The sequence below is a fragment of the Pseudoduganella sp. R-31 genome (assembly GCF_049913235.1).
In the GTDB taxonomy this organism is placed as follows: Bacteria; Pseudomonadota; Gammaproteobacteria; order Burkholderiales; family Burkholderiaceae_D; genus Rugamonas.
Genome location: NZ_CP183986.1, coordinates 3579851 through 3600298, shown reverse-complemented (window position 1 = coordinate 3600298; position 20448 = coordinate 3579851). Strand labels below are relative to the sequence as shown.

General features: G+C 59.2%; 1 protein-coding gene. It reads right to left on the bottom strand.

The window, feature by feature from the left end; translation table 11 throughout:
• Window positions 1–289 precede the first annotated feature (289 nt).
• Window positions 290–20401: a calcium-binding protein gene (locus ACN9MY_RS16420; RefSeq protein WP_426335764.1), complete on the bottom strand. Its 20112-nt coding sequence runs from the start codon at window positions 20399–20401 to the stop codon at window positions 290–292.
• Between the last annotated feature and the right edge of the window lie 47 nt (window positions 20402–20448).

Below are 20448 nucleotides of genomic sequence, written 5' to 3'. Positions count from 1 at the left end.
ATGCCCCAGAGTATCTCTTCGATTGACTTTACTGTTAGTCGACCTTCGTGGAATTCGGCCGCAGCAAAGTAATTAATCGCATTCTTTGTTAGCACCTCTAGCCGTTCAATTGTCTGCGTGTCGCGATTCCAACATGACTTTAGAGTCTCAAACTTTGCCGCACAGCTTGCGCGGTTCTGTTCGTGACTGAACATAGACGTTCCTTCCGGTTGGTCAGCGGTAAAACTCATATATGTCAATTCCCCGGCGTAGTCCGTAAGGGCCTTTTTGAGCTTTGTTTCCGACATATTTATTTCTTCCTATAAATGGTACTTGCGGGCTGGTTCGGCGAAATATTGGTCCAGGAACTTGCACCGTTTTTCAACGTAACACTAACCTGGGGCGTTGACGCAGATTTAACTCCAAGTGTGGCGTCCAAAACATGAATATCTTGAACTCCAAAGCGCATTAGGAGATCAGGACGCTTATACGTCGATGGATCAGAGTACCGATAAAAGTGCCTGTCGAGCGAAACGACACTAAATGGACCATCTGGGACACCATAAAAAGCAAGCACCTTCTCCATTGCAGTCTTTGCGAATCGATCTGTTGCTCCGCCTTTCGCGATTTGTTCAGCGGTATAGCGATCCTTGAAATAGCTATACGGCACGAACAACTCGCCCCGTTCCAACTGTTGCGATGCAATTGTGTGTCCCATGTCAACTGCCGACTGGTACTCTTTCTGCAGCATTGCCCTGAAGGCTTCAGGCGTATGCCCGCTATTCCCGATGAACTTGATCGAAAGATCGCTATTGAGTGCAATCGCCCCCATCTTTTCTAGTGCTACGAGCCGGCTGTACTCGATATGATTTTCAAGTACCGAGGCACTAAAATCTGGCACCTCTATTCGCCTGCTCGAACCGTCGAGCGCAGGCAAATAACGTTTTCCAAGGTCAGGGGCATTGTAACCATCGCTGGATAATTCTTGTCGGACTTTCTCAATAAACTCACCACGCTGTAAATGTCGTGTCCATTCACCAACTAAGGCAATGTCATTCTTGGCCTGAGCATAGTCACCAAGTTGATCAATGTCCGAAAGCGCCTCTGCGAGACTGTGTGCCCGCCCATTTATCGCCAACTCAAATTGAGCCGACAATGGGCCTCGATTCATTGGTCGTGGCGCTGAACGCCCCCCACCACCGGGAATGAACTTCTCGTCATCTTCTACGTCAGAATCCAATGACGCTCTCAGATCGCCGCCTGAGCGAAGCGCATCTAAATACTGACCCAGTTTAATTGGCGTTAACGGCGCCGGCGCCTGTTCTTGTTGCTTAGTCCACCGATATAAATCCGCTTCAGCGTCTTCGCGTCCCGAACGCATCTGATCCTCGGCTATCTGAGCACGTCGCGCGCTGCCGTTCATTGTTTCAACCAGACTTGACCCGACTGCATTGCCGAATGCATCTGTCGCCACCTGAGCTACGCTTATCTTCCCTCCACGCATAGCAGCGGTTGCGGTCCCCGCTGCAAATCCGACAAGAGAGGCTTTGAACAATCGCTCGCCCCAATCCATCTGGGCGACGGCAACTTTATCATTAAGGTTCAGCCCATCCCCCATGGCCTTGCCCACTGCGCTACCGACTGCGGCTGCTACGACCCCGCGCCACTTGAATCCGTTCTGAAGGCCCAGCACGATGCTGACGCCTTGTGTCATTGCATTGCTCAACGCACCTCTCATCGCTGCGCCGGCAATACCCTCGCCCACTCCGCTCATCCCAGCAGTGATCGCAGCACCGATACCGGAAACCGCGACCTGTTTCCAACTGAACTTGGACTGGTACCCCATGGCGACCGAGGCGCCTTGAGTGATGGCACTGCCGACCATCGCGCCGGCCGCCGCCCCCGCCATACTTGCCGCAGTGGCAGCGGCCCCCGTCCACGCCGCCTCGGCTGCAAGTTTCGCTGCCCACTCCTGGCCGTATATGGTCGCGACAACGATCACAACAACGGCGACAATTTGCCCAACCACACCGCATCCCTTGCTGCCCGCCGGGGCAGCTGGGATCGGCATTGCAGGCGTGGTGTTGCCAACCGCATCGGCCGCATCATACGGCTTGAAGGTCTGGTAGTCGTTGCGGACCGTATTCACGCGCGCTGGAATACGCAGCGTCTTGCCGACAGCGAGCTGGTCATCGCCTGCCATGCCGTTGGCATCGGCGATCAGATACCACAGCTTGCTGTCGCCCCAAAGCGCTTGCGCGATGCTCGATGGCGTCTCGCCGTTGCCGCGCACCACGTAGGCGCTTGGCGGCGCCGACAGGCCACTGGCGGTCGCTGGCTGGTAGGTGTTGACGAAGCTGGCGTCGTAATCGTTCACCTTGCTGCGGCCCAGCAGTTGGCCGTTGACGATCAAGGAGTACGTATCGAGCCCGCCGTCATTCCTGATCAACATCTGGCCGTTGACATCGTTGATGAAGGTGCGGGACTTCTCTTCTGCGTCGTCCGGCTTTTCAATGACTTTAACGGCGAAGCCATTGCTGTCGTATTGGGTCGTAGTGTATGAGATCCCATCTGCGTTGCGCGCCGACGCGAGCGATTCTTTCGCCGTATCAAACCAAAGGTAGTCCGTTGTGAACTGCGTGACCGGGCCGCCGTTGGGCGGCACGACAATGTAGCCGCGCAGGTTGCCCGCCTTGCTGTAACCGATATGCGTCCCGTCGATCACGTAGCCGGTAACCATCTTGAAGAAGATGTCGTCCAGGGCGTTGTTGCCCAGGTCGCGCATCTTCTGGCGCGTCATGCGGCCTGCGGCGTCGTATTCGGTGATCCGGTATTCCTTGGCCAGCTTCCATTCGTCCATCAGCCAGCCCCAGGTCGCGCCTGCGTCGACGCCGGAGCGCACCACGCGGCCTGCGCCATCGTAATAACGCAGGTCGATCAGGTTTTCATCGCGGAAGGTCTTCTGCAAGCGGCCCGCGCCGTCATATTCAAAGCGTTCGGTGGCCACCACGTTCGAGGCGTAGTACTTGTCGCTGGTACGATTGCCGGCCCAGTCGTAAGTGATTTCGTGGCTGCCCTGGCCAAATTGGGCAATCTGGCGCGTGTTCCCTGGAAGGAGTTCGAACGTGACTATGCCATCGACCAGGGTCTGGCGATTCATCGCATCGAACTTGTTCATTACCCAGCGCTCGTTTTCCTGCCCGCTGTCGTTCGTGTACGTCGTGCGGACTGTCTCCCTGTTGCCAGCCGCATCATAAGTGATTTGCAGGTCGAAACGGCCATCACCGACGTGGACCATACGGCCCAGCTGGTCGTATTCGATGGAATTGTTCTGCACCACCCGGCCACCTGCTTCCGTCCTTTCGCGCAGGTGGTTGCCGGCCAGGTCGTAGGCGTAACTGGTCACCTTGTTGTTGGTGAGGTCGTCGATCCGCATCAGGCGGTCGCCATCATAGGTGTATTTCAGGTTCTGGCCCGGCAGCGTGCCGCGCTCGGGCGAAGTCTGTGTCGCCAACTGGCCGAGGCCGGTGTACGTGTAGGTCGTCCTGACGTTACCGCCGTTGGTATGCGAGGCAAGCCGCCCGGTGAGCGGGTCGTACTCCCAGTACTGAATGCGCGGGCCGCCGTCGTCCATCATCACCATGGCGGTCTTGTGGCCAAAGGCGTCATAGGCGTAGGAGGTGGTCACGCCTACCTGGTCAACTTCGGCCAGGATATTGCCGGCGTGGTCGTAACGCACCACACGCTTGCCGTTCATGCCGTCCGTGGTCACCGTGCGGCGGCCAAGCTCATCGTATGCATACGACTCGGCCACTTCGCCTTCTGCGTTCAGTTGTCCAGCCCACAAGCTGCCATTGCTGTCTTCGTAGGTATGCCAGGTTTCGGCAAAGTTGGAGACTTTGCTCAAATGGGCCAGGTGATCATAGGCGTATTGGGTGTGGACGCTTCGGTCTGCACTGGTAAAGGTAAACATGTCGGTGCGGTCACCAAACATGCTGTACTTGTACTCGATCAGGCCACCGTCGGCGTGATGTTCTTCACCCAGCTGGCCATCGGCGTCATAGACCTTGCGCTGCAGGTTAAGGCGGCCATCCCGTTGGCCGACTTCGCGGCCGGCTTCATCGAAATAGGTTTCGCCCAGATAGCGCACTTCGCCAAGGGCACTGTCCACTGCCTCCTGCTTGACCATCTGGTTATTGTCGTTATAGCTATAACGGATGAACCAGTCGGGATTGCGGGGATCGGTCACTTCCAGCACGTTGCCCCAGCGATCCAGGCGCTGCATGCTGGTGGCGCGCACATTCTGCTCGACCGGTCCGGCCGTGCTGCCAAGGTATTTGACAGTGCGTTTGCCCGCATCATCGATGGTGACCAGCACCCGGACGGTTTCCTTCAGTATCTCCGATGTCCCTGTCTGTGGGGTGTAGTAAAGGCGGACATCGTACTGACCTGCAGGCGCCGCTGACATATCGAACAGGGCCTGGTCGCCGAAGTTGTGGACCTGGCCGCCACTCGACGAGACAAGCTGTCCGTTTGGCAGCGTGTATTCCATGCGTGGCGTCGCCAGGCCATCGGCAGGCATCGGCATTGTCACGTATGGCCCGCCGCGTGCGGCCTGAGGGTTGTCTACCTGTTTGTTTTCACTCAGGAGCACCCAGCCCTCGGTCACGTCCTTCTTATAGATGCGGACCGCGTTCCATCCATCGATTGACGGCCAGCCATACATACTCAGGGTAGTGTGCCGAACGCCGCTATCTTTATCGGGCTCAGGCAATTGGTCAACTCGCAGAATCTGCTCGAATGTCGGCGAGCTTGGCTCTGCAAAGCTGGTGCCGCGATCCAGCGGTGAAACGCCACCGTTGTAGTAAGAGACCTCGATCTTGATATCGCCGCTGCCCAGGCCATCCGGCAGGGTGAATCCGACGTTAACGACGTTGCTGCCTGACCAGTAGTAGCTCCAGTTCGGCCCGTCTACCTCGACGATGTCCGAACCGTCAGGAGAATGATATCTCCAAGCAACCCGAGAGGTTTCCTTCTCCTCCGCAGAAACGCTGGCATTAACGACCGAACCGTTTGCGGGTATGTTGGCGGGAGCGCCTGTGCCGTGCGCGGTGCCGGTCTGGCTGACAGCCCGGCCCATCAGGTCATAGCTGGTTTCGTTACGGATGATACCGTTGGCTGTATCCAGGTTGCGATCAAGTTTTTCCGCTACAGCCTTGGCGGAATCGTACGATTTAAGGTCGATGTCCTTTGCGCTGCGGATCTGGACCGTCATCTGGCCCGCCACGTTATAGAACATAACCTTTTCGACCCGGTCGCCGGCATTGGTGCGCCACATATTGCCGGCGTTGTCGTACGAGGCAGTCTCGTAGAGGGTTCCGTTGAGGCTCTTGCCTACGAGTTCGCCGAAGGCATTGAATTCGTTCTCGTTGACAGTCGTGCCGACATCGCCGCGCATATGATCGGTAACCGAAGCTGCGCGAGATGGGTCCGTACCTGTGCTGTCATATTTCAGCACCCACTGGCCTTGCCCGTCACGGATATAGACCTTAACGCTGTTGATAGATTCAATACCGCCAAAGGCTTCGGAAGAGTCGCTCCAGGAAACGGTGACACCTGTAGTTCCAGACAAGGGCGTCCAGAGGCCTGGTCCATTTTCCGTCTCCTCCAGCACCTTGACGCGGTCGATACCTTCTTCGACATAGTTGGGCGGGGCCACACCGCCCTGCTCTCTCGCCTCCTGGAAATAGCCCATCTTCGTCTTGTAATTCAGCTCGACTTTGACTGGCCCATTACCCAGGTCCGGATAATTCAACCGTACCCTATTGGTTCCGGTATACGAGGAAGATAGTTCCCTCGCAAGGGTGGGATAACCAGTATTCGGCGCACTCAACTCAATTGAGCTTAGTACCTGGTTGTTCTCTGCTTTTACTGCAACACCCGGGGTGATGACCTTCAGCACCTGGCCCAGCTGGTCGTACTGTGTGATCGTGAAGGTTGTCCGCACAAAGGACTCACTGGCCGACAACATGCTGGTCACGTTCTGCCATTGCTTGGCTACGCGGCCATAAATATCGTACGAGGTATAGGAAGTCTTCCCTTCAGCATCCGTCTGCGCGATGGCATGACCGTTGATGTTGTAAGTCGTCCAGGTAGTACGATCTGCGCTATCCGAGGCGGGGACAATGTAGTTCCCGGCCGCGTCCAGAAAAGCTGCCGTGGCGTACGCAGTCTGCTTGACCACATTGCCGTAGACGTCGCGGTCGAACGTGGTCAGTGCCAACTTGCCGTCTTTGCTTCCTTTGACCGTAATCGCGGCCACGTGTCCCGTGGCATCGTAGTAGCTACGGGTCTCGGCGCCGCTGGCATCCTTGGTTGAGAGCAAATTGCCGACGGCATCGTATTCATAGCGGGTGGTCACCAGGACATGGTCAGTCGCCATGGCGTTGTTCGCCCACGCCCCAACGTCAACATTGTGGCGTGTCTGGGCGGTCTTCTGGCCGACGTTGTCGTAGTCATAACTGGTCACGCGGTCCTGTTCGCTCACGTCCGCGGCACCAAAGGCGGAATCGGTCATGGAGCTTGCATTGACCCGGTTGGAGAACTCGGTGACCTTGTCAATTTCGCCGAATGCGCTGTATTCCGTCGTGGTCAGGAAGCCACGTGCTGCGTCTTCCGCTACGAACTGCGCAATGCGCTCACCGCGCTGGTTGTAGTAGTAGCGTTCTTCGCTTGGCGTGGTAAGTTTTGCGTTGATGTTTGCGGGATCTGCACCGTAGACGAATTTGTGGCGCAGTTCGCCAAAAGCGTTGTACTCATTGGCGGTGACACGCACCAGCATGCGGTAGCCTGGCGCGCCATTCACGTTATCGAAGACGTAGCTGCCCGGCTCGGCAACGGTAGCCACGCGGCCAAGGCGGTCGTAACTGGTCTTGATCGTGCGATCCTGGCTGTGATCCAGCGCTTCCAGGCGTTGCTTGACGTCCGCTTCGCTGAAGTCACTACCCGTCAAGTTCGGCACCACTGCATAGCGCGTCAACGCCGTCTGCTGGCCAAAAGCGTCGTACTCGAATCCAGTGACCTGGCCTTTCGCATCGATGTCGTACTTCACGCGGCCCATGCGGTCATAGACCTTGCGGCTGATCCCGCCGCCGACGTCCCGACTCATAATGGCATTGCCCATCAGGTCGTACGTTACCGTAACAGCGACTTCACCCGAGTCCATCTCCGCCATGCCGGCATCCTGTTCGGTGGAAGGCGTTTCAGCAGAATTGTAAATGCTGAAGCGCGGCAGGATGGTCTTCACCTGCCGCCCGGCCAGGTCGTACCGATAGCTGGTAGTGCGCTCGTAGCCAGCCACGCCGGCGGCTTCTGTGCGCGATACCAGATTGCCCAACGCGTCGTAATCCAGGCGCGTCGTCAGCGAGACGTTGGCCGTGACATGATCGTTGCCCATTACCTGCACCGGCGGTGCCACTTCTTCCATCAGTTGGCCGGCTGCATTGTAGCGATAGATCCATTCCTTGCCAAGCTTGTTGGTGAAGGAGATCTTGTTGCCTGCGCCATCGTAATGGAAGACCTCCGAATGCTTCTCACCGTCGGTCGAGCGCACAAGATGGCCCTGCGAATCGTAATCAAACGATTCGTGACGGCTCTTTCCAGCCGCGATCTGCGCGGTGCCAAACTCTGCCAGTTTATCCAGCGTCTGGTCGGCCTCGGACAGGGTCATCTGGTCCTGGTAGGCGTAGGTATCGGTCACCTGCCCCAGGGCGTCGTACCGCATTTCCTTAACATAGCCCTTGCCATCGATGCTGAAGCTCACACGCCCGTCTTTGTCGTAGACGTTGCGGCTGGTCCGGTCGTTGTCGGCATCAAGGTGCAGTTTGATGAAGTCGCCGACCAGTTTGGCGCTATTCATTCCCGACAACAAGTCCGCCGAGATCGGGGTTGCGTAGGCGATCGTCGTGGCGACACGTCCCAGCGCGTCGTAGCGCAGTTCACTCACGCCACCTTCCGCGTTGATCGTGTATTGCGCGCGGCCTGCGGCGTCATAGATCGTGCGGCTAACGCTATACGCCGCACCGGGCGTGAAGTTGACAGGTACAGCACCCAAGACTTGCGTGACGTATTCCGTCACCGCCACGACGTTGCCGCGTGCATCGTATTCCTGCCCGACGACATTGCCCTGGGCGCCGATGGTGTATTGCAGACGGTTGCCGGCATCGTAGACATAGCGTGTGGTGCAGTCGCGGGTGGCATTGGCCTGGCCACTCTTCAGCCAGGCCGTGTAGTCGGCGAGCGTTGGGTTGGCAGGCAGCGTGGCGGAGGTCAAGCCCGCCGCGTAAGCCGTGCGTTCGGTAACGTTGCCTGCCTTGTCGTAGGCTGCGCTCGACACGGCCCAGCGCAACGCGCCGTCCACCACGCCTTGCGCCGTGGCGGTATGCGTCACCCGGCCCATCTCGTCGTACGCGAAACGCTGCATGGCATCGTTGATGCTGTACTTCAATGAGGCCGCCGACAATTCAGCGGCACTCGGTTCGGCCGACGTAATCTGCGTTGCCAATGTGCGCTGCACGGCCAGCAGGCCGTTGGCATCATATTCCCGGGTTTGCAGTGTCCAGGTGTATTTGTCGCCATCCCAGGCCTGGGCGGTCGCCGTGGCTGCAACGCGGCCTACTGCATCGTAGACAATGCGTACGCGCTCGTCGCCTGCGGCAGGGCTCATGCCAGCCAGTTGATCTGCCGTGGGAGCACCGTGGGTGAGCGGCGTTGCGAAGGACGTGGTGCCGACCAGGTTGCCGGCGCCGTCGTAGCTGCGAGTGGAGACCGACCATTGCTGACCGTTCTGCCCGGCCTCCAGCGCCGTGAAGGTGGCAGCCAGGCGGCCTGCCCTGTCATAAACGAAGCGTTGGTGCTGGTCGTGTGCGGCGTTGGTAAACCTGCCGGCGTCAATGCCTGACAGGATGTCGGCTTCCGTCATGGCAGGGTTGATCGGGGTGGCGAAAGCAAAGGTCTCGCTCACATTCCCCAGCACATCGTAGCGATAGGCCTTAAGCGCGCCCATCGGATCCACGGTGGCGGCAACCTGGCCGTCCTCGTTGTACAAGGTACGAGTGGCGATGGCAACCGGCGCCAGGGCTTGCAGGACCCCGGCAAGGGCAGATACATTGCCGCCGTTGAGCGTTGCCAGCGTCGACGCATCGATCACGCCGTCATAGGTCACATTTCGCGCAACCTGGTTGAAGGCGTTGTACTCCGTACTGACAACCTGGCCCAGGGTGTTGACCGTATGCGCGAGGTGGCCATCTGTATCATAGAAGTACAGCGTACGCGCTCCGCCCGGCGCAGTCATGCTGATGCGGCGGCCAGCATTATCGTACTGGTAGCTTACGCCGTAGGTATTCCAGACCGCATCGATCGCGGCGGGAGCTGCGCCCGCTTCAATGATGCGCCATGCTGCGCTGGCCGGCAGTTCTGCGGTCAGGCGGCCTTCTACGTCATAGCGCGCCAATGCCGATTCGGCTACAGGGGTACCCGCAAAGCGCATCACCGAAGTGACTTTGCCCAGCTTGTCGTACTTGTACTGGGTCACCGTCTTGTCAGGTGCGGTCTCGGTCGCAAGCTGGTTCAGCGCAGTGTAGGTGTAGTCCCAGGTGCGGTCGGCGATGGACGCTCCAGGGCGCAAGGTAGCGATGGTTGCGCCAGCCTGCCAGTTCACAGTCGTGGCATAGCGTACTTTGCGCGAGACATTGCCTTCCTTGTCGTAGACGGTCTCGGTCAGCGTGCCGCCAGCATCCACCGTGCCTACCTGTTGGCCTTTGCCGTTATACAAGTAGTTCGTCGCTACGGCGCTGGCTGCGACTGCTGCACGCAGATCGGCAAGGCTGCCAGTCGTGCGCAAAGCCGTGTTGGTTGCCTGGCGGTAGACGATGCTCGATACCAGTTCACCAGTGGCGCCGTAGACGAATTCCGTAAGATTGCCCGAACCATCGAGCGCGCCCAGCCGGTTTCCGTCTTTGTCGTAGAAGTAGCGCGTAACGCTGTCGGCCGGGTCGGTTGCCAGCGCAAATGCAGCCGGCGCATCGGTGAGTTTCAGTGCAGACGCGTCTACGGTTTCTGCGTGCCGCACTACCGATGCGATATGGCCGGCCGCATCGTACAGGGTTTCCGTGACTTCCCCCTGAGCGTCAACAGCCTGAACCAGGCGCCCCACGGAGTCATAAATGTTCCAGGCATGACGGTCAGCGGCTTTCGCGTCGGGCCTTACGCTCGCCAGCGTCCTGGCAACCGGCTTGCCGCCGGCATCGACCAGTGCCGACGTATCGACCGGCGTGGCGTAGGCAATGCTATGCGTCAGCTGGCCGTTCGATCCATAGCGGTATTCGACCAGGCTGCCGTCGCCATCGATGTCGGCGATCTTGCGGCTTGCGGCATCGTACATGACGAAACTGCGCATACCGGCAGCATCCACGGTCATGACCGGGCGGCCAGCAGCATCATGGAGAATGCGCGAGGTGCCGGTTGCCACGGCCGAGCTGGCGGTCCTGCTGAGCAGTTGGCCAGCGCGGTTGAGGACTTCGCTGACCGTGTTGCCGTTCACGTCGGTCGTGACTACCGTGCGAATTGCATCGTCGTACACCGTTGCCGTGGCTTGTGCGATCTCCGGACGAGAATCCAGCGTCGCGATGACGCGGCCAAGGCCGTCGTAGCTGTAGCTGACCTGCTTGTTATTGGTGTCGATGGTTTGCAGGAGCAAGCCGTTCTGGTCATAGGTATAGCGACGGACGGACTCCGTGCCATCCACCACACCGCTTCCGTCGGCCGCCAGCGCGGCATAGGTGGTCGAGGATCGTACCTGGCTGCGGCTGTCGTAGATGAAATCGGTGCGCACGCTGTTGCGGCGATCAATCCCTTCAGCCCAGGCCGCCAGCGCGGCCTCCGACGGCGCTTCCGTCGCCCCCAGGGTGGACACATTGAATTTTTCACCGGCGTATTCGAATGTCGTTACCACCTCGCCCTTGGCGTTGTAGAGCGATTCGGTGACGCGTCCCTCCGGGGATACCTGGAAGCGCAGGCGGCCCTGGGCATCATAGACGTTGCGGGTGGTCTCGCCGTTAACCGTCTGGGTTTGCACGAGGCCGGGTTTTGCGAAAGTGCGGCTGATCTCACGCACGCCGGCAATTCGGTCGAGAACCTGGTTGCCGTCGCTGTCGTAGGCGAATTGATTGACGACACCATTGGCGTCGGTCACGCTGAGGATGTTGCCGTTAGCGTCGTAGGCGTAGTCCGACGATTGAAGGGTCGTCAGGTCGGTCACCTTATCGAGCTTGCCTGCGCTGTCATACGTGTACTTGACCTGGTGGCCTGCGGGGTCTTCGATAACAGTACCGTCCGCACCGCGAACCAGGCGCGTCATACGTCCTGTGCCATCAGTCATCGTATCAACCCACGATGCGCCACTCACGGGGTCCTGCTTGTACGTCAAGCGCAAGGAACTGCCATCCTTTTGCGAGATGCGGGCGATACGTCCGCTGTCGCCGTCGTAGCTGTACATCGTCCAGTAGACGTCGCCATCGGCGATGCTGTTGTCGTCCGGTGTCAGGTCGGTACGCACCATCGTCAGGCGACGCTGACCGTCGTAGTCGTAATAAACACGGGTGCTGTTCTTCGCCAGGCCGTTCGAGGTGTAGTCCACGCGCACCGAAATCAGCTGGGCCGCGTTGTTATATACCATCACCACTTTTTCGCCGGAAGCGCCGGCGATGTAGTCCAACTGGCCGTCGGTCCGGTAGGCATACGTAGTGACGTTGCCGCTCGTGTCGCGCGAGTTCATAAGACGGCCATTGTTGGCCGCGTCATATGTTTCAATTACACCGCTAGCGCCGTCCGTCCAGATCCACTGCTGCAAGCTCGCATTGAATACCAGCTTGTCGTAGGCGCCCTGCCCGTCCAGCGAGCGATAGGCAGCGATCGAGGCATCCCAAGTGTATTTACCGCTGGACCCATCGCCGTTGCTGCGATAGGCGGTATTGGTGGCGGAATCCAGGCGCACCGTCCTGCCGGTGCTCAGTTGCCAGTTGGTCCAGCCAGTGAGGCCAATCTGGGACTGCGAGTTATAGGTTCGGCCGAGACTCACATCCAGGCCGAGCGACGCCAGCGCTGCATCCTGCTCCCGCAGCACAAAATTGCCGTTGCCGGTATTTACCAGCGTCAGCATTGCGTCAGTACCGACGCTGCCTGCTGCCTGCAGTGCGCCCGCATCGAGGTTCTCGATACCCATTCCGCCAAAGCTGGAGCCGTTGCTCATCATGGCAACAATCTGCGCGGTGGCGATTTCCGTGCCATCGGCAAAGCGGAATCTCTCGATGATGTTGCTGGTACCGACAAACCAGTTTTCGAACGTGACCTGGTCGACCTGGGAGGAGTTCGCTGGGTCGACTACGCGCACGACAAGATTGTTAGCGTTACGGGTAACATTCAAATGTGCCAACGTGATCGTTGGGCCAAATTCAAGCACGTCAAGGTCGGCATTGCTGCTATCGGCAATGGTATCCATGCCGTCGCCGCGCGCGAAGAGATAGGTATCGTTGCTGGCGCCACTGACCATGCGGTCGTTGCCGGTGCCGCCGACAATGACATTGTTGCTGCCGGCCACACCGCTACCGCTGATCTGGTCATCGTTCGCGCCGCCATCGACGTAATTGCTGCCGCCACTGAAGTTAATGGTGTCGGTGCCTCCATTGCCCTGCAGGTTGTTGTCGCCCGACGTATCGGTGATCTTGTCGTTGCCGGCGCCGCCAAGGATGGTGTTGTTGGCGGAGTCGCCGGTCAGCGTATCGGAAACGCTGGTGCCGGCAATGAAGTTCACCAGCGCCGGCAGAGCGTTGCTTGCGATGGAGCTGCCATCTGCAAACTCGAAGCGTTCGATCTGGTATTGTGCGTTCGTGAACCAATTCTCAATGGTGACCTGGTCGGAACGCCCCGGCTTGCCGTCGCCACCGACGAGTATCACCAGGTCGTTCCCCATCCGCATGAAACTCAGGTTGGACGGGGCGATGCCCATGCCAAAGCGCACGCGGTCCGTGGCGCCGCCATTCGCGCTGTCGTAATCGTAGATCGTATCCTGGCCGTCACCCCGGTTGAACAGGTAGGTGTCGGTACTGGAACCGCTTTCCAGGCGATCGTTGCCTTTGCCACCTTCCACTTCATTGGTCTTGCCCTGTCCGGCTCCAGCCGAGGAAATCTTCACCCAATCGTTTCCGGTGCCGCCTTTGACCGTGTTGTCGCTGGTGGACGCGAACTGGATCGTGTCGGCGCCGTCTCCCCCCAGGAGCACATTGCGCGTGCCGCCGGAGTCGCTGATCGAATCATTCCCGCTGCCGCCGTCGATCGTGTCGTTCCCGCTGGAGGTGCCAGTGATTGTGTCGTTGCCGCCCAGTCCATAAGTCGCACTGTTCTCGCCAGCGATCGGCCCAAGCGACCCGTCATTTAACTCCGTGCCGTTGCGCACGTTTGCCAGCGCGTTGACCTGGTCCTTCGACAGGCTGGCGCCATCGGCAAATTCGATCCGCTCCAACTGGTAGGCGCCAGTTGAATTGAACCAGTTTTCGACCAGGATGGTATCCAGGGTTGGGCTGCCCGCGTCGCCAATTGAAATCAGCAGGTCATAGGCATTGACGCGGCTGAAGCCCATGTCGCTTTGCAAAATGCCCTCGCCCAGCACCAGGCGGTCGATTTTTCCATATGCATTGACATCGTAGTCGGAGATCGTGTCCTGTCCGTCGCCACGGTAGAACATGTACGAGTCCGCCGCGTTCGAGCCAACCAGGCGATCGTTCCCGCGGCCTCCGGCAAGCTGGTTTGCGTAGGCAAAATTGCCGGGACTATAAAAGGTCACCGTGTCGCTTCCAGCGCCGCCGAAAATAGTATTGTTCGACGAATTGCTGTAGGTGATGGAATCGTTGCCCGAGCCACCCAATATCAGATTGCTGCCGGAACCCGCGTCGCTGATCGTGTCGTTGCCCGCGCCGCCATCAGTCGTGTCGCTGCCGCCCGGATCATTGATAAAGTCATTGCCGCCGTTGCCAACAATACTGTCATTGCTGTTGTAGCCGCGCAGGTTAGGGTCATTGGCTTCCGTGCCGATCAGGGCCCGCGCCCGGATCGTTTCCGCACTCCAGCTCGTACCATCGGCGAAGACAATCTGCTTCACACCGGTACTGCTGGCTGTGGTATCGGACGCCATGTTGGATAACACAATGCGCCCGACTTCAACCCCACCCTGGCGAATCATCAATTCAAGGTTGTAGCTGTCGATCGGACGCACAAAGCTGACGTCACCTGGATTGATGCCCGCCCCCAGCCTCAGCGTATCTTCGTTGCGCAGGCCGAAGATCGTGTCGTTGCCATCGCCCAGTTCATAGTTGAAGGTATCTGCCCCGTTCCCGCCCGTGTACGTGTCGTTGCCTTCACCGCCGTCCAGGTAATCGTCACCATCGCCGCCGTCCAGGGAGTCGTTGCCGCGTCCGCCTTCAACTGTATCGGCCCCACTTCCTCCGAAGAGGGAATCGTTGCCCGCGTTGCCAACGATGGAGTCGTTGCTGTTGTAGCCTCGCAGGTTGCTTTCGCTAAATTCCGTGCCGATCAATGCCCGGGCACGCAGCATGTCCGCGCTCCACACCGTGCCGTCGGCAAAAATGACCTGCCTGACGCCAGATTCATAGTAGTCGGAAGCTTGATTAACCAACACAATGCGCCCGACCTCTGAACCCGCCTGGCGAATGACCAGGTCCAGGTTATCGCTGTATCGCTCGATCGATACGTCGGCTGGATCGATGCCGATTCCAAGTTGCAGGACATCTTCATTGCGCTCGCCAGTGATCTTGTCCCTGCCACCGCCAAGTTCGTAGATGTAGGTATCTGCGCCGGCGCCGCCTGTCAGCTCGTCGTCGCCGCCGCCAAAACCTGTGCCGCCCCTGAGCGTGTCATTGCCATTGCCACCGTACAGGGAATCGCCGCCCTCTCCGCCATCAAGGGAATCGTCGCCGTCTCCACCGTATAATATGTCTTTGCCACCGCCCCCAAGCAACGTGTCGTTGCCGGCTTCGCCCGAGATATTGTCGGCGTCACCACCGCCGTCAAGCAGGTCGTCGCCTGCACCGCCCGACAGCAAGTCGTTGCCAGCACCACCCAGTATGGAATCGCCGCTGGCATAGCCGTAGTAGCGATCGTTGGCGTCTGTGCCAGCCAGGTACAGGGTTCTTAACTTCGCGGCATTCCACACCGTTCCATCAGCAAAAACCACCTCTTTGACACCGTCCTCGCTATATTGGGAATCAGCGCCCTGGTAGTGCAGTACAACGCGGCCAACCTCCATCCCGCGCTGGCGGATCACAAGTTCCAGGTGAATGTCGTTTCGCACGACAGTCACATCATCTGGCGAGATCCCTGCGCCAAACTTCAGGATGTCCTCGTTGCGCTGGCCGTAGATCGTCTCTTTTCCATCACCCAGCTGGTAGATATAAGTATCGGCGCCGGCCTCCCCGTACAAATAATCGTTGCCAGTCCCGCCAGCGAGGGTGTCGTTGCCGGTGCCACCGTGCAGGTTGTCGCCCCCTTCCCCTCCATCCAGGAGGTCATTGCCGTCGCCACCAGAAAGGTCGTCATTGCCGCCTTTGCCGAACAAGGCGTCATTACCGGAGTCGCCATACATCCTGTCCGTGTCAGTCCCGCCGTCCAGCGTATCGTCGCCATCGCCGCCGTATAAGAAGTCGTTGCCGGAATCACCAAGCAGAACATCGTTCCCTGCGTGGCCGTACAGGGTGTCGGTATCGGCTGCGCCATCAAGGATATCGTCACCAGCTTCGCCGGACAGGCGATCGTCACCGGCACTGCCGGAAATGAAATCGCTGCTGCTGTACCCGTCCAGGTTGCCGTCGTCATATACTGAACCGGTCAGCGCACGCGTCCGGATCTCCGCAGCATCCCAGGACGTGCCGTCCGCAAATTGAACCTGCATGACACCGCTTACGTCGGTTGTTGCGTCCGACGCTTGATTGATCAAGACGACACGGCCGGCTTCGTATCCGTCTTTGCGGATCACCAGCTCAAGGTTCGCAGCATTTCGCACGATCGACACGTCGGCCGGATCGATACCAATCCCTAGCCGGAGCGTATCTTCATCACGCTGCCCATTAATTTCATCCTTCCCGCCACCAAGCTCATAGATGTAAGTATCGGAACCGCTACCGCCCTGCAAAGTGTCATCACTGTAGCCAGTGCCGCCCTTGAGCGTGTCGTTGCCGGCGTCGCCGTACAATCGATCAGTGCCTTCGCCGCCGTCGATCAGGTCGTTGCCATCGCCGCCATACAAGTAGTCATTGCCCTGCTTTCCGAGCAAGGAATCGCTACCCGCATATCCAGATATATTGTCATTGCCAGCGCCACCGTCAATGGAATCGGTGCTGGCACCGCCATTCAACTTGTCGTCGCCTGGAGTGCCGAGTACCACACCTCCATACTCTGTTCCATTTCGCGTTTCGCCTGCCGGTGGAATCGCGGCAATCGACAAAATCTTCGCCGCATCCCACACCGTATTGTCGGCAAAGATGATCTGCTTGATGCCGATGCCGTAGCTAGCGTCGTAGGCCTGGCCCTGCAAAAGGATGCGACCGGCCTCAGTGCCATTTGGGCGCACCATCACCTCTACGTCGTTGCCGCGCCGAACCAGGGTAACGTCGCCTGTACTGATGCCAGCACCCAGCTTCAACGTGTCTTCATAGCGCCTGGTAAAGATGGTGTCATTGCCGTCACCCAGCTCGTAGACATAGGTGTCGGTTCCGGCTTCTCCGTCAAGGAAGTCGTCGCCAGCGCCGCCATTCAGTAAGTCGTTGCCGTTACCGCCGTACAGTGTATCGGCACCACCATTGCCCAGGATTATGTCGCCGCCGTTATATCCCCGCAGTTCGCCGTTGTTGCGGTTGGCATCATCGACCAATGAACGTACACGGATCGTTGCCGCATCCCACACTGTGCCGTCGGCGAAGACCATTTTCTGGACACCGCTGGTGGTGTCGGAATCGTTAGCCTGGTTCGACAGCACGATACGGCCGACTTCCACACCACTCTGTCGAATGACGACATCAAGACAGGGGCCGGAGACACCATGATAGACGCGTTCGAAGCTGACATCGGAAGGATTGATACCAGCCCCCAATTGCAGGGTATCCTCATTGCGCTGGCCATAGATCCAGTCATTGCCGTCACCCAGTTCATAGACATAGGTGTCGGCGCCCGCTCCGCCGCTCAGTTCGTCATTGCCTTGGCCGCCGTTCAGGACGTCGTTGCCGTTCCCACCATACAGTGAATCGTTGCCGCTGTTTCCGAGCAAGGAATCGTTGCCCGCGTCACCGTAGATCAGGTCGGAGTCTGCGCCGCCGTCAATGGTGTCATCTCCCGCACCGCCAGAGATGGTATCGCTGCCGCCATTGCCCTGGATCGCATCGTTGCTGCCATACCCGCTCAGGCTTGCTTCACTGGCCGCGGACCCGGAGAGGGTGCGCACGCGAAGAGAGGCGGCATCCCATACCGATCCATCGGCAAAGACGACCTGCTTGACGCCGTCGTAGGCATTGGCAGAGTCATATCCCTGGTAGACCAGCACAACGCGCCCGACTTCAACTCCCTGCTGTCGAATCGCCAACTCCAGGTCGTTGCCATTTCGCTCCACCGAGACGTCGGCTGGATTGATGCCAGCGCCCAGCCGCAGCGTGTCTTCATTGCGCTGGCCGTAGATCCAGTCCTTGCCACTACCCAGCTCATAGACGTACGTGTCTGCGCCGGCGTCGCCCCTCAGGGTGTCGTCGCCCGCGCTGATGCCAAGGCCGCCACTGAGCGTGTCATCACCAATGCCTCCCGACAGGTCGTCAGCACCTTCGCCGCCATCCAGGATATCGTTGCCATCGCCTCCGGTAAGGGTGTCGTTGCCAGAGTTGCCGAAAGCGCTGTCGTTACCGGAGCCGCCATCGATCGAATCGGCACCCGCCCCCCCATCAAGGGTATCGGCTCCGGCGCCGCCGGCCAAAGTATCCGTGCCGGCATTGCCGGCGATGAAATCGCTGCTGCTGTAGCCGGTCAGGTTGTCGTCGATCCCATCGCTTCCGATCAGGGCGCGCGCGCGAATCGTCGCCGCATCCCATACTGTTCCGTCCGCAAAAATGAGCTGCATGACCCCGCCGGAGCCGGAAGTGACTTCGGCCGCCATGCCCATCAGGGCAACGCGGCCCCTTTCCAGGCCACCCTGGCGGATGACAAGCTGCAGGCTATCGTAACTGTAACGCTCGAACGTCACGTCAGCAGGACTGATTCCCTCGCCCAGGCGCAACGTATCCTCGTTGCGCTGCCCGTAGATGATGTCGTTGCCATATCCGAGGCTGTAAAGGTAGGTGTCAGCACCTGCCTCGCCGTACAGGGTGTCGTCAGAGGCGCTGATGCCCGCAAGCGTGTCGTTGCCGGCTTCTCCATGCAATATGTTGGCGTCGAAGGCGTCTTCCAGCACGTCATTACCGTAGCCGCCAGACAGCGAATCGCGGCCTTCACCGCCGTTGATATAGTCGTCGCCGGAGTTGCCTTTCAACGATTCGTCGCTGGTAGTGCCGGTGACGATCGAAGCATATACCGGCGCACTCATCGCTACGGCGCCCATGAACATCATGTCGGCTCCGCTCATCACGCTGCTGCTCGCCAAGCCCTTGTCGTAGGAGGTGGCCATTACGTTGGCAGTGGCATCGAGGTCCGTCACTTCTGCCTGGCCAGCGGCGGTGGTGGTCGTCAGCAAGCGGCCCAGTCCATCGTAGGTGTATTGGGTGGTGCTGCCGTCAGGGGAAATCACCTGCAGCAGCTGGCCTGCCTGGTCGTAGACGAATGACGTTGTGCCGTGCTCGTCGGCTCGGGTCGCAACCAGGCCGCGCACGTCATACGTATAGTTCGTCCGCTGTACCGCATGCTTTTGCTGCACTTCATTGGCAGCCCAGGCGCGCAGGGCCGTTTCCGTGCGCGGGCCGCTGCCATAGCGCGAGTCCGGATAGCGGACCGTTGCGATGCGTTGGCCCGCAGTGTCATATTGATATTGCTGTACCTGACCGTCAGGCGCGACCACGAACGCCAGCCTGCTGGCGCCATCGTAAACATAATTCGTCAACGACGCCTGGTAAGTGGCATCGTATGAAATTTCCGCCAGCAACCGGCCATCGGGCGCGAAGCCACGCTGCAGGACCAGCATGCCGTCCGCGCCGCGGATGGCGACGCGCTGGCTGCGTGCATCATACTCGTAAGACATGGTCGCGGCATCGGCAGAAGCTGCGCGAACCACGTTGCCATTCGCATCGTATTCAAAGCTTGCCTGCGGCAGGCTGCCAGGAGTACCGACTGCCAGCAGGCGGCCTTCGCCGTCAAAGCTATAGGCGACGGCCTTGCCAGCCGCATCCGTCAGCACCGTCTGCCCTTGCTTGTATTCGATGGCCAGGGTGCCCTGCGCATCTGTAATACTCGCAACCTTCCACGCATCGTCCGCGTACACGTAGCTCATCCTGACCAACGTGCCATCTGTTTGCGCAATGCTTGCTACGCGGTTGCTGTCGCCATCGTAGGTGTACTGCACCACGTACGTATTGCCATCGGCGACACTGTTGTCTTCCGGGCTCAAATCGGTCGTCACACTGGCCAGGCGTTCAAGGCCGTCGTAAGCGTAGCGCACCCGGATCAACTCCCGTGCGCTATCGCCGGTCACCGTTCGGTATTGGGTCAGGTTGCCGTTGGAGTCGTAGTCGAAATGGGTAGTGTCGCCGGAAGACGTGCGGATGGCAGCGACAAGGCCGCTTTCTCCATACTCGTAGTTCAGGCGCACACCTTCGCGGTCCCCGGCCAGCAGCAGGCGGCCATTGTGAGCCTCGTCATAAACCTCGTACAGACCCGTGCCGGTTTCGTCGCGCCACGTCCATTTCTGGTAAGAGCCGAAGACAAGGCTTTGGCTGCCGTTCTCGTTCAGGTAACGACCGCTGGTGGAGTCGAAAACGAAAACAGAGGAACTGCCATCGCCCTCGAGGCGGGTGATGTTGCTGCCGGAAGCGTTCAATGTGCCGATCAGCGATCCGACCTGCTTGTGCAGGCCGATTTTCCACTGGCGCCCGGCGCCTTCGTCGAAAGCACCCTGGGAGTTATAGGTGCGTACCATTTTCAGGTCGACGCCGGCGGCCGCCACAAAGTCATCGCGCCGCTGTAATACAAGGTTACCGTTAGCGATATTCAGGTAGCCAGCCTCGCCTGCCGCCCCTTGCGGCCAGCGCCCCGCCACGCCGCCCTGCCCCATCAAACCCAGCGAAGAATTCGACAAACCCGCACCGCTACCGCTAACTACTGCAACCATCCACCACTCCCAATTGATATTTTTCGTTGTCCACGGCCTGCACCGCG